This is a genomic window from Nocardiopsis sp. iso_238, from assembly GCF_056173325.1.
Window position 1 is genome coordinate 970,642 of record NZ_CM149668.1, and the last position, 12,354, is coordinate 982,995.

12 protein-coding genes are annotated in these 12,354 nt (G+C 71.3%); 6 read left to right on the forward strand and 6 right to left on the reverse strand.

Annotation, left to right across the window (positions count from 1 at the left end; all coding sequences use genetic code 11):
• Positions 1-99: 99 nt before the first annotated feature.
• The 4 genes from AC0VYL_RS04365 to AC0VYL_RS04380 all read right to left on the reverse strand — a co-directional run bounded on the left by AC0VYL_RS04365 (position 100) and on the right by AC0VYL_RS04380 (position 4,457).
• Positions 100-474, reverse strand: coding sequence for a hypothetical protein (locus tag AC0VYL_RS04365; protein WP_475482391.1), 375 nt, complete (start codon positions 472-474; stop codon positions 100-102).
• A gap of 129 nt (positions 475-603) precedes the next feature.
• Complete coding sequence (locus tag AC0VYL_RS04370; protein ID WP_475459456.1) at positions 604-1,935, reverse strand: UDP-glucose dehydrogenase family protein; 1,332 nt, start codon at positions 1,933-1,935, stop codon at positions 604-606.
• A gap of 267 nt (positions 1,936-2,202) precedes the next feature.
• Positions 2,203-2,925, reverse strand: coding sequence for a YIP1 family protein (locus tag AC0VYL_RS04375; RefSeq protein WP_475462942.1), 723 nt, complete (start codon positions 2,923-2,925; stop codon positions 2,203-2,205).
• A gap of 20 nt (positions 2,926-2,945) precedes the next feature.
• Positions 2,946-4,457 carry an LCP family protein gene (locus AC0VYL_RS04380; RefSeq protein ID WP_475482392.1) on the reverse strand — a complete coding sequence of 504 codons (1,512 nt, stop codon included), beginning with the start codon at positions 4,455-4,457 and terminating at the stop codon, positions 2,946-2,948.
• Between the two features lie 345 nt (positions 4,458-4,802).
• On the opposite strand from AC0VYL_RS04380, the gene AC0VYL_RS04385 reads away from it, so the two are divergent.
• Entirely contained in the window at positions 4,803-5,822 is a 1,020-nt protein-coding gene (locus AC0VYL_RS04385) for a glycosyltransferase family 2 protein (protein ID WP_475482393.1), read from the forward strand.
• Positions 5,823-5,950: 128 nt separating this feature from the next.
• On the forward strand, positions 5,951-7,006 hold the full coding sequence (locus tag AC0VYL_RS04390; protein WP_475482394.1) for a DUF4429 domain-containing protein: 1,056 nt from the start codon (positions 5,951-5,953) through the stop codon (positions 7,004-7,006).
• Positions 7,007-7,014: 8 nt separating this feature from the next.
• Here the strand turns inward: AC0VYL_RS04390 and AC0VYL_RS04395 are convergent, their stop codons facing one another.
• Together AC0VYL_RS04395 and AC0VYL_RS04400 are read right to left on the reverse strand one after the other, a co-directional pair.
• The gene (locus AC0VYL_RS04395) at positions 7,015-7,785 is read right to left on the reverse strand and encodes a glycerophosphodiester phosphodiesterase (protein ID WP_475482395.1); all 771 of its coding nucleotides are present in this window, start codon (positions 7,783-7,785) and stop codon (positions 7,015-7,017) included.
• Entirely contained in the window at positions 7,782-8,522 is a 741-nt protein-coding gene (locus AC0VYL_RS04400) for an IspD/TarI family cytidylyltransferase (RefSeq protein ID WP_475459469.1), read from the reverse strand. Before AC0VYL_RS04400 ends, AC0VYL_RS04395 begins: the two co-directional genes overlap by 4 nt.
• Before the next feature lie 422 nt (positions 8,523-8,944).
• Here AC0VYL_RS04400 and AC0VYL_RS04405 point away from each other — a divergent pair, with 422 nt between their 5' ends.
• From AC0VYL_RS04405 to AC0VYL_RS04420, 4 genes are all read left to right on the forward strand, one after another.
• Positions 8,945-9,784 carry an ABC transporter permease gene (locus tag AC0VYL_RS04405; RefSeq protein WP_475459472.1) on the forward strand — a complete coding sequence of 280 codons (840 nt, stop codon included), beginning with the start codon at positions 8,945-8,947 and terminating at the stop codon, positions 9,782-9,784.
• Complete coding sequence (locus AC0VYL_RS04410; RefSeq protein WP_475459475.1) at positions 9,784-10,710, forward strand: ABC transporter ATP-binding protein; 927 nt, start codon at positions 9,784-9,786, stop codon at positions 10,708-10,710. The genes AC0VYL_RS04405 and AC0VYL_RS04410 overlap by 1 nt, the downstream gene beginning before the upstream one ends.
• A gap of 170 nt (positions 10,711-10,880) precedes the next feature.
• Complete coding sequence (locus AC0VYL_RS04415) at positions 10,881-11,618, forward strand: hypothetical protein (RefSeq protein WP_475482396.1); 738 nt, start codon at positions 10,881-10,883, stop codon at positions 11,616-11,618.
• 77 nt (positions 11,619-11,695) lie between these two features.
• On the forward strand, positions 11,696-12,337 hold the full coding sequence (locus AC0VYL_RS04420; RefSeq protein ID WP_475483466.1) for a DUF5941 domain-containing protein: 642 nt from the start codon (positions 11,696-11,698) through the stop codon (positions 12,335-12,337).
• The last annotated feature ends 17 nt before the right edge of the window (positions 12,338-12,354 follow it).

The window sequence follows — 12,354 nt, forward strand, 5'->3', positions numbered from 1 at the left end:
CGGGCTGAGGGGTCCATCCCCGAGTGGCTGCGCGAGAAGGTGGACGAGGCGAACCGCCAGGAGCAGTGACCCTGTTCCGGGCAGGTCGGGCCGGGGGCGCTACGACGCGTGCCGGGAGGCGGGCGCGGGCGCGTGGGCGAGGAACGAGCCCCACGGGGAACCGACGCGGTCCAGCATCCAGCCCGAGGGCAGCTCCTGGAGCTCCTTCAGGGACTGGGCGTCGGCCACCACCGCGTCGTGTCCGGGCCGGTTCCAGCTGCCCTCGACGGTCCACCAGCGGTCCAGGTACTCCACCGGGGACAGGTTCCTGAGCAGCTCGTACTCCGTCTCCGGGTTGCCCGCGGAGGAGGGCTGCCCCAGGTGGGAAGCGGCGCGCGGGGAGCCGGGCGCCGGGTGGCCCGAGGGGGCGGCGGAGGCGGTGGTGGCCACCACCAAGGCGAGGACGGCACCGACCACCAAGGGGAACTTCGACATCGGACTCCGTTCGACTGGACCCCTGGGAGCACCAAGGGTCACCGTATGACTACGGTGCGAAGTCAATCATGGGTCGGGCGCACACGACGAACGGGCCGCCCCCAGGGGACGGCCCGTTCGGTGCGTTCGCTACTGGCGGCCCAGTGCGCGGTAGGTCCAGCCGGAGGCGCGCCAGTAGATCGGGTCCAGGGCGTTGCGCCCGTCCACGATCCTCTTCTGCGCCACCACCGTGGCCAGCTCCTCCGGGTTGGCCTCGCGGAACTCCGCCCACTCCGTGAGCAGCAGGACCACGTCGGCCCCCCGCGCGGCCTCCAGCATGGAGTCCGCGTAGTTCAGCTCCGGGTGCGCCTCGCGCGCACGCTCCAGGGCGGCCGGGTCGTACACGGTCACCCGAGCGCCCAGGGACGCGATGGTGGAGGCCACGTCCAGCGCCGGTGAGTCGCGGATGTCGTCCGAGTTCGGCTTGAACGCCGCACCCAGGACCGTCACGGTGCGCCCGGCGAAGTTGCCGCCGATCAGCTGGCGGGCGATGTCGATCGTGCGCGCACGGCGGCGCTGGTTGATCGCGTCCACCTCGCGCAGGAACGACAGCGCGGGCTCCACCCCGAGCTCGTCGGCGCGGGCCATGAACGCGCGGATGTCCTTGGGCAGGCACCCTCCGCCGAAGCCCAGGCCCGGGCCGAGGAACTTCCCGCCGATGCGGTCGTCGTAGGACAGCGCCTCGGCGAGCTGGATGACGTCCGCGCCCGCGACCTCGGACACCTCGGCCATCGCGTTGATGAAGGAGATCTTGGTGGCCAGGAACGCGTTGGCCGACACCTTGACCAGCTCGGCGGTCTGGAGGTCGGTGACCAGGAAGGGGATGCCCTCGTCCACCTGCTGCTGCCAGAGGGCGCGGACCGTCTTCTCCACCCGGGAGGAGTCCGTGCCGATCACGATCCGGTTGGGCCGCAGGGTGTCCTCCACGCCGAAGCCCTCACGGAGGAACTCCGGGCTCCAGCCGAGCTCGGCCTCCGCGCCGACCGGCGCGAGCGCCGCCAGGCGGGCGGCCAGGGTGGCGGCGGTGCCCACCGGAACGGTGGAGCGGCCCACGACCACGGTCGGCCGGGTCAGGTGCGGGGCGAGCTGGTCCACCGCGGAGTTGACGTACCGCAGGTCGGCGGCGCCGGAGTCGTCCCGCTGGGGGGTGCCCACGCAGATCAGGTGCACGTCGGCGAACTCGGCGGTCTCCGCGAAGTCCGTGGTGAAGCGCAGCCGACCGGTCTCCAGGTTGGCGGTGAGCAGCTCGTCGAGTCCGGGCTCGTAGAAGGGGACCCTGCCGGAGCGCAGCATGCTGATCTTGGCCTCGTCGACGTCGAGGCCCATGACCTCGTAGCCCATCTCGGCCAGGCAGGCGGCCGTGGTGGCGCCCAAATAGCCGGTTCCGATGACGGAGACCCGCATACGTTCCGCTTCGACCACTGGTGTTCCTTCCTTGCTTCCGCACGCGCCTCACCAGCTGGTGTGCCCGCTGGTGGCGGCTCACATCCCGCATGAGGGCAGAAAACGGACATGGTTCGGCCGACGGGTAGTCCGTGGGGGACGGTGCATCACCCTACGCGTCGGGGTCTGGCGCGTGACCGAACAACACGTGAACAGTCAGGCGGTCAGATTACCGGCGGGTTGGGGTCGCTCGGCACCGGGGGAGGACTGTCGGGGTTCGTGCGGTGTCACACACCCTGGTGCCGACTAGTAGCGTCCGTCCCCGAACGACCCGCTGTGACCGGGATCCTCGTCCACCGGGGTCCACACCGCGCCGCTCTCTCCGCGACGAAACGGTGTCGTGGTCCTGCTGGGATCGTCGTACCGCCGCACGGGTGAGGAGGGCGGCGGCACGTCCGGAACGGTGTCGCCCGCCGGTCCGCCGTCGTTCCAGACCCGCTTCGGGTCGACCAGGGTGACCGACTCGCCGTCGTACGCCGGTTCGGCCGGGGGCCGCCCGCCCCGCTGGAACTCCTCGCGGCTGTGGCTGGCCACCACACGGGCGGCAGGGAGGCCCGACGGGCCGGTGTCGGCGGCCGCCCGCCACCGGGTCGGCGTCGTCGCGGAGACCAGCAGCAGCACGCCCAGGGGGAGCGCCACACCGAGCCCCGCGCCGTTCGGGTAGAGGAAGCTCTCCTCGTTGAGCCAGTACAGGGCCGGTTCCACCGTGTCCCGTGCGACCACCGGCCACAGGCACAGGGCCACGAGCAGGAGTCCGGAGGCGCCCGCCGCCAGCGGGGAGAACCCGGACGCCACGAGGTAGGCGCCGACGATCCCCACCAGGCACAGCACCACCACGGAGAACACCGTGGCGACGGTCACCTCGCCCTGGGTGATCTTCGGGAGGAGGTCGGCCGACCACGCGACACCCACCCACAGCACGGGTGCGAGGGCGATTCCGGAGAGCAGACCGACCAGGTGGCGGAGCACGTGTCCCTTTCTTCGCGGGGTCACCCGCAGATGTTGTCCTTCGCGGTCGTGGTGGCCGGTTCGGCGCTGGCGGAGGGCTCCTCCTCCGGCGCCGCCTCGGTCGCCTCGACCCGGGGGGCCTCGAACGTCGTGTAGTTGAATCCGATCACGACCTGGAGGTCCTCGTCCAGGGTCCGGTCCTCCACGGTCTGTGAACCCGGGAGGGTGCCCGCCAGGTACTCGGCGGCCTGCTCCTGCCCCGGCCCGAACCTGACCTCCGTGGTGGCCACGTCGCGGCTGCTCCAGTTCTCGGCGCCGTCCGTCACGTCGAACCCGGCCGTCGACAGCTGGGAGTCCATCTGCGAACCCAGCCCCGGGGTGGCGGTGCCGTTGAACACCCGCAGACTGATGTCGGAGGGGACCGGCTCGCCGTCCTCCTCGGCGGCCTCCGGCTCCTCCTCGGGCTCCGACAGGGGGCGGTCGGCGTTGATCGTCGCGAACATCTCCCGGGCGGCGGTCTCGTCCCACAGCAGGGCCACGTCGCCGCGCGGCGTCCAGTGCTCCATGTCCGCGATGGGCACCTGCGCGAAGGTGACGTTCCCCAGGTCGACGTCGCGCATCTGGTACGCGAGGTCGTTGATGGTGCTGGTGTCCAGCCCCTCGTCGACCGTCACCGACGTCAGCGCGCTGTCCAGGAACGCGGTCAGCTTGCGCGGGTCGGAGAGCGTCTCGGTGCTCATGGCCCGGTCGAGCATGGCCGACAGCACCTGCTGCTGGCGGTCGATCCGGTCCAGGTCGCCGCGCGGGGTGGCCCGCGTGCGGGCGAAGGCCAACGCCTCCGCGCCGTCCACCCGGTGCGTCCCGGCCTGCATGTCCAGGTGCGCCTTGGGGTCGTTGATGGGCTCGGGCAGGCACACGTCGATCCCCTCCAGGGCGTCGACCACCTCCACGAACCCGTTGAAGTCCACCTCGACGTAGTGGTCGATCCGCACGTCGGTGACGGACTCCACCGTCTGCACGGCGAGCTGCGGTCCGCCGTAGGCGTAGGCCGCGTTGATCTTGTCCTCGCCCTCGCCGGGGATGTCCACCCACAGGTCGCGGGGGAGGCCCACCACGGTGAGGTGGTCGCGCTCGTGGTTGAGGCGGACCAGCATCATGCTGTCCGAACGCTGCCCCGGCGTGGACCCCACGCTGAGCGCGTTCTTGTCCTCCTTGCTCATCTCGTCCCGGCTGTCGGAGCCGATGACGAGGAAGGTCAACCCGCCGGTCTCCTCCGGACGGTCGCCCTCGGAGAGCCCGCCGAACACGTCGAACCGGTTCAGCGCCCCGGACATCCACCCCGTGATCGCCCACGAGGTCCCGGAGGCGAGCAGGACCAGCACCGAGAGCACGCTCATCAGGACCAGGCCGTTGCGGCGGCGGCGCACGCGCGGTTCGGGGACGGTGAACCGACCGGACCGTGACGAGCGCCGCCGACCGGGTGGCTGAGGCTGCGAGCGTGCCCGTCGGAACTCGCCCGTGTTCCTCTGCCGTCCGGCGTCCCCGTCGCTCATCGGCGTCCCCGTCCCACCCGTTCTACGGTGTCCTAGGCATCCAGGTACCTGGGTATCTAGGTTGTCACCCGATCGGCCGAAGGGTGCGAGATGTCAACCCTCGGCGTGTTGTTCTCCCCTTTGGGTGGGACGCCGTGATCAGCGGGGGAGTTCTCCGGGGCCCGGACGTCCCGACACGCCCTCCCCGCGCGCCACTCCCGCACACCCGGACGACGCGGCCGTCCGGCGGTTCCGCGTGCAGTACCGTTGAGGCCGCGCCACCGTCGAGCGAGCCCGGGGCCCGAGCGCCCCTGGAGCCCTCACGGTGTCACGCAGTCCCGACAGTCTTGACCTTGGGAAGTGCCCGTGTCCTGGCCGCCTGTCTCCGTCGTCATGCCCGTACTGAACGAAGAGCGCCACCTCGCCGCAGCGGTGGAGCACGTCCTCGCCCAGGAGTACCCGGGCGAGCTGGAGGTCGTTCTGGGCGTGGGCCCCTCCTCGGACCGCACCCGCGAGGTGGCCGACGGCCTCGCCGCGGCCGACCCGCGCGTGAAGGTGGTGGACAACCCCACGGGGAAGACCCCCGCCGGGCTGAACGCCGCCATCGGCGCCTCCACGCACGACGTCGTCGCCCGGATCGACGGGCACGCGATGATGCCCTCGGACTACCTCCGGGTGGCCGTGGAGACCCTGGAGGAGACCGGGGCGGACAACGTCGGCGGCATCATGGCGGCCGAGGGCACCACGCCCTGGGAGCGCGCCGTGGCCGCCGCGATGACCTCCAAGGTGGGGGTGGGCAACGCCCGCTTCCACACCGGCGGTGAGGGCGGTCCCGCCGACACCGTCTACCTCGGCGTCTTCCGCCGCTCGGCCCTGGAGCGGGTCGGCGGCTACGACGAGGCGTTCCTGCGGGCGCAGGACTGGGAGATGAACCACCGCATCCGCACCACCGGCGGCACCGTCTGGTTCCAGCCCCGGATGCGGGTCTCCTACCGACCGCGCCGCAACGTCCGGCTGCTCGCCAAGCAGTACTTCCACTACGGGCGCTGGCGGCGCGTGGTCGCCCGCCAGCACCGGGGCACCATCAACCTGCGCTACCTGGCCCCGCCGGTGGCGGTGGCGGGGATCGCGGCCGGTCTGGTCGGCGGCGTGTTCCTCTGGCCGCTCTGGCTCGTGCCCGCCGCCTACCTCGCCCTGATCACCGCCGCCTCGGCGCCGCTCACCCGCGGCCTGCCCGCGTCCTCGTGGCCGCTGATCCCGGTCGCGCTCGCCACCATGCACATGTCGTGGGGCGTCGGCTTCATCACCAGCCCGCCCGGGCTCGGCGCGGACTCCCGCACCGCCCGCACCAGCAGTGAGCCCGCGAACGGTTCCGGCAACGCCTGACCGGTACCCGCCCGCGCCGCCGCGCGGAGGCCGCATCGGCCACAAGTGGACGACGTCCGCCCTCGATCGGGGGCGGACGTTCTGCTAGGCAGGGGTCAGTGGGCTGCTGAGAACTGGAGAAGGTGTCAATGGACGAGTTGCGTGGCGACCAGGCCGCCTGGGGCTTCGACGGGGAGTCGGTCTCCATCCGGTACGAGACGAAGGGCTGGTTCAGGAGCCCGCTGCTCAAACTCCTCGGCACCCTGGAGGTACCCGTCGCGGCCGTCCGCGAGGTCGACTTCCGTCCCGGAGCCGGCCGCAAGAACGGCTGGGTGATGAACCTGCGGCTGCACGAGCGCATGGACCCCTACGAGGCCGTCGGCGCGATGCTCGACGAGAAGGCCCAGCCCTTCCGGCTCACCGGATCCGCCAAGACCGAACTGGTCGCGGAGTACCTGGCCGACCAGCTCCGCTTCGCCGCGAGCCAGGCGGAGGAGCCCCACCCCGCGACCCCGACCCGCCTGGTCCCCGCCCTGCCGCTGCACATCATGACCTGTGAGGGCACCGCGCGTCTGGAGGGCGACCGCCTCACCCTGGTCTGGGCGGGCATCTACGCGAGCGGCTACAAGAAGAAGAAACAGCGCCGCGAGTACGACCTCGCGGAGATCCGCGCCGCCGAGTGGGCGCCCCTCGACGAGACGGGCTGGGGCTTCGTCCGGATCGTCACGGAGCAGAGCGCGCTGGAGGCCTCGGCCAAACCCAGGAACGACCTCAACCTGCTGCGCGCGGGTGAGGAGGGCAACGAGATCCACCAGGTCTTCCTGCTCGCGGCCACCGTCACCGCGCACCGGTGGGCGCGCGGCGCCGAGAGGCACGCGCTGGGCTCCGGCGAGGTCGCCGACGCGGACACCCGGCCCGGCCCCGTCGACCCGGAGTGGTGGAAGGACGCCGCCCGGAGCGCCGTGGAGGCCGTGCGCGCCCCCCGGCTCACCGCGAGCCTCCCCGGGGGCGCCGACGCGCGGCCGGACGACGGCGCGGGGGCTCCCGTGGGAACCAGTCCCGAACCCGCCGCCGAAGTGACGACGGGCGCGGACACCGCGTGGATCTTCGAGCAGATCGAACGGCTCGGCGCCCTGCACGCCAAGGGCCTGCTCACCGACGAGGAGTTCAGCGAGAAGAAGGCCGAACTCCTCGACCGGATCTGAGCGGGCCCCTACCCGGGGTTCCCGGCCGGACCGAGCGCCGCCACCGCGCCCGGCACGTCGTCCACGACCACGGCGTCCATCCCGGCCGCCGCGAACCGCGCCGCGTCCACCGGGTCCGGGCACCAGGAGATCAGCTCCAGCCCGGCCCGGTGCGCCGTCTCCACCGTGTACTCCAGCGTGCGACGGCCCGGCTTCGGCCCGTCCTCCGCCAGACCCAGGGCCCGGGCGTCCACCGCCACGACCGGACAGCCCATACCCACCGCGCCCGGGATCGCGCTGTCCGCCGGGTTGCGGACGTACGGCATCCACGCCGTCGCCACCCCCGGCGCGCCCTCGCGCACCCCCAGCAACAGACCCGGGTCGAAGGAGCACACGAACACCCTCCGGCGTCCGGACTCGCGGCGCAGGAACGGCAGGACCAGGGAGAGCGTCCGCCGCGACGGGGCGTCCACCCCGTCCTCCATGACCGTCTTCACGTCCACGTCCAGCCCCAGCTCGGGCGGGATCGCGGCCAACCCCTCCTCCAGGCCGACCAGACCCTCCGCACGGCACTCCGCCTCGGTCAGGTCCACGATCGCCCGGCCGTCGTCCAGCGCCGCGTTGTGGAACAGCACCAGCCGGTCGTCGGCCGTGCGGCGCACGTCGATCTCGATCCAGTCCGCGCCGGTGCGGGCCGCCAGCTCGAACGACGCGGGCGTGTTCTCCAGCGCCCCCTCGACCACACCCCGGCCCGCGCCACGGTGGCCGATCACCTCGGTCGCCTCGAACACCCCGCTCACGACGCGGCCCCCGGACCGGCGCTCTCCCCTGCCCGGCGCAGCAGCGTCTCCGCGACCTCCACGTCACCCGGGTTGGTCACCTTGACGTTGCTCTCGTCCCCGGTCACGATCCGGACCTCCTCCTCGGGCAGGTACCGCAGCACCACCCCGCAGTCGTCGGTGGCCACCAGCTCCGGATCGGCCATCGCCAGTTCGTAGGCGCGCCGGGCCACCCCCAGCCGGAACCCCTGCGGCGTCTGCATCCTGCGCAGCCGGGAACGGTCCGGGGTCCGGACGATCACCTCGCCGCCGTCGCTCCCCGCCGTCACCTCGACCACCGTGTCCGCGCTGGGCACCGCCACCCCCACGGCCCCGGCCGATCCGAGCGCCGCGACACAGGCCGCGATCGTCTCCGGCCGCACCAGGGGGCGGGCCGCGTCGTGGAGGAGCACCAGGTCGGAGTCGTCCGCCTCCGCCATCGCGGCCAGCGCCGCGAAGGACGTGTCCGTCCGGGTCGCCCCGCCCGGCAGCACGCGGGTCACCTTCGTGAAACCCGCGTCGGCCACGATCTCCTCGACCCGGCCCACGAACCCGTCCACCATCAGCACGACGATCTCGTCCACCACGGGACTGGCCTCGAAGGCCGCGATCGAACGCTCGATGATCGGGCGACCCGCCAACGGCAGCAGCTGCTTGGGGGAGGGGGCGCCCATCCGTGAGCCGACCCCTCCGGCCAGGACGGCCGCGATCACGCGCATGGGATTCTCTTTCTCTTCGGGCCCCCGCTTCGCTTCGGCCCGGGTTCGGCGCCTTCGCGGAGGGATTCGGATCGAGTACAGCACAGCATCCTCGTCCACGCCCCCCTCGTTCCTGACCGGCGGTCGCGCCGGATCGGGGGACTTCCGTGCTTGGTCGCGAACAATACGAATGAGGCTGGCACGGCACGTGGTTGGCACGGTCTGTCCCATGCAGCGGTAACCTATGGACGCCTGTTGGGCGTGCCCGGTCGCTACCTCCTCTGATTCGGTAGTGGAGCCGGGCGCGGTGCGCGACTTCCCCCGGTCGCCCGGATGCCCCCTCTTCCGGTCCGGTGAGGAACCGACCGAGCAGACGGTCGGTGCGCGCAGGCGAGTTCGTAGACGCGACGTCCGGCACATCGTGATCCGGACGATCTCAAACCTTGGAGGTGGCGGTGGCGTCAAGGACGCTGGCCGTCTGGGAGAACCGGAAGGTCGTCGGCCTCCTGGTCCGGCGCGACCTGAAGGTCAAGTACCAGCAGTCCGTGCTGGGATACGCCTGGACGATGTTGGAACCCCTCGCGCTGACGTTGGTGTACTGGTTCGTCTTCGGCATCGTGCTCCAGGCGGATCGCGGTATGCCGGACGGGGCCCCCGGCGGCTACATCCTCTTCCTCGTGGCGGGGATCCTGCCGTGGACCACCTTCGGTGCGATCCTCAGCGAGGCGCCGCGCGCGATGATCACGCACTCGAAGCTGATCACCACGATGAAGGTCCCCCGTGAGATCTTCCCCATGGCCACCGTGGGCACCAAGTTCATCGAGTACCTGCTGACCTGGCCGGTCCTGCTGATCTTCGTGTTCGCTCTGGGCGGCCGGTTCAGCTGGGAGGGCATGTTCCTCTGGCTGCCGCTGGCGGTCGTGCTGACCTTCATGTTCGGCCTGGGCGTGACCCTGTTCCTGTCCGCGGTCAACGTGTTGCTCCGCGACGTGGAACGGCTGACGCGTATCCTGACTCGCATCCTGTTCTACGGCTCGGCGATCCTGTTCCCGGCCGCGATGGTGCTCGACTCCAGTGCGCCGGGCTGGGCGAAGACGGTCTACGAGCTGAACCCGCTGATGGGTATCTTCCAGATGCACCGAACGGTGTGGTTCCCCGGGTACGCGGAACTAACGCCGAGCCCGCTCGCGTTGACCTCTGCGGTGGTCGGTTCCATCCTGATGCTCGTCATCGGGTACTGGACGTTCCGGCGCCTGGAGATGTCCGTTCTGAAGGAGTTGTGATGGCGTCCACCTACGAGGCCGCGGTCGCCAGCGGTCCGGTCATCGAGGCCCAGGGCCTCGGTGTGAAGTTCGCCGTGAACCGCCGCCGCAAGCGGAGCCTCCGTGAGATGTTCATCCACGGCAGCAAGCGCGACCCCAACGCCGAGGGCAACGAGTTCTGGCCGCTGCGCGACGTCTCCTTCGACATCGCCAAGGGCGACTGCGTCGGCATCGTCGGCAAGAACGGCACCGGCAAGTCGACCCTGCTCAAGATGATCGCGGGGGTGCTCCTCCCCGACGAGGGCAAGGTGAGCGTGCACGGCAAGGTGGCCCCGCTGCTGGAGCTGCGCGCCGGGTTCAACGACAACCTGACCGGGCGCGAGAACGTGTACCTGGTCGGTTCGCTGCACGGCATGAGCGAGAAGGAGATCGACGAGCGCTTCGAGGACATCGTCGACTTCGCCGAGGTCAAGCCGAAGTTCATCGACACCCCGGTCCGGCACTACTCCAGCGGTATGAAGGTGCGGTTGGGCTTCGCGCTCATCTCGCAGCTGGAGCATCCGATCATGCTGGTGGACGAGGTCCTCGCGGTCGGGGACAAGGCCTTCAAGCGCAAGTGCTACGAGGCCATCGACCGCATGCTCGCCAACGAGCGCACCATGGTGCTGGTCTCGCACAACGAGAAGGACCTGCGCCGCTTCTGCAACCGGGGTCTGTACATCAAGGGCGGCGCGCTCGCCCTGGACACCGACATCGACTCCGCGCTGGCCGCCTACAACGAGGACACCAAGGCGGAGATCGAGGAGCGCAAGAAGAAGGACGCCGCCAAGAAGAAGCGCGCCGAGGCGGCGGAGAAGAAGGTCGAGGCCGAGGAGAAGGCCGCCGACCCCGCCCCGGAGCAGCCCAAGGACGGCAACGAGGGCAAGGACGGCGGACAGGCCGCCTGATTCATCCGAAAGAGCGCATCCCGGACTGTTCCGGAGGTGCGCTCTTTCGTGTCTGGAACTGTCCGTAAAGGCCGAAGTGGGGACGACCGGCGCCATACGCGTGTCAGTGGTTGATTGCGCACAGAGCGTGGGCGACGGTGACTCTCAGTTGATACTGGGAGGGCACGGACATGACTGGCACGGTGGCGCGGGTGACCGCGCGCATGTTGGAGCGCAGGCACGTCACCCGTTCGGGGGTGACCCGGATCAGCCTCGTGGTGGCGGTCGGCGCGGCGGTCTGGTTCAGCCGCGCCGACGACGTCGGCGCCGCGGCCGGATCGGCCCTGCTCGGGCTGATCCTGTGCTGTGACGCCGTCCGCGCCCGGATGCGCGCCCACCGCCGGGACGCGCTCACCGTCTGGACCGTGTCCATGGTGGCCCCGCTCCGTGAGTACGTCGTCTACGTCGGCCTGGCCTTCGGAGCGGCCGCCGCCGGGTTCGCCAGCGCCTGGGGGTGGGCTGCCGGGGCGCTGATCGCCCTGGCCCTGCGTGACGCGCTCCTGGTGGCCCGCTCGGCCCCTCCGGCGCCCTCGAACCCGAATCCTCTCGCCCCGCCCTCACAGCGTCGTCCTGAGGGCCTCCGAATCCCCGGCCCCAGGGTGCCCCCGCCCCGGGACGGCGCCGCGGAGACCGTCACCCGGGCCCGGCCGACCGTCGGGGCGGAGTCCGCCGAGGCGGCCGGGGGACTCTCCCTGGCCCACCTGGCCCGCCGGATCATGGTCTTCGGCCAGCCCACCCGGTTCCTCGTCATCGCCGTCGCCACCGTCGCCTTCGACGCGCGGATCGCCTTCCTCAGCCTCGTGGTCGGCTGCGTCATCGCGATCACCGGCGAACTGGTCGACCCCTCCTCGCGGGAGGCCCGTCCGTGAGCGCGGGGGAGGTGCCCGAGCGGGAGAGGTTCCTGCCGACCGTCCCCGACCTCAGGTTCCTCCGTGATGACAGTCACATGGGGACGCTGCTGGGAAGGCTGGTGCCGGGCCTCGCCCCGCCGCTGCTCACCACGGTCGCCGGGGCCGTCGTCGTGCTCGTCCTGATGGCGGCGGACGGGGGACGGCTGACAGGCATTACCCTGTTCGCACCGGTCGCTGCCCTGCTACTGTCCGGTCTGGCCTCGGGCCACCCCCACGACGGGCGGTACGACTGGCTCGTACCTCCGCTCCTGCGCGTCACCGAGTACAGCTACCTGGCGGTGGTCGGGCTCGCGTCCGGTGTGCCCGGTCCCCTGGTGTTCGTACTCTTGGTGACGGTCGTCTGCCACCACCGTGACGACGTCGCACGTCCCGCGGTCGGTGTGCACCGGCCGGAACGGGTACGGCGCGCCGCGCTCGGCTGGGACGGCCGCATGCTCGTCATCGCGGTCGGGGGCGCGTTTTCCGCCCTCACCGCCGCCTACGGCATACTCGCCGCATACCTGGCGATCTTGCTCGTTCGCGAGGCCGTGCGCACCTGGAGCGCCACACCGGTGTCCGACGTCCGCGTCGGCACCGCGACGGAAGGCGGCGACGGCGCCGACGTCCTGGGGGATCACCCGATCGCCCGCCAGGGAGACGGGGGCCAACCGGCCGCCGGAACGAACGGGGAGGCGTGACAGCCTCCTCGAACTAA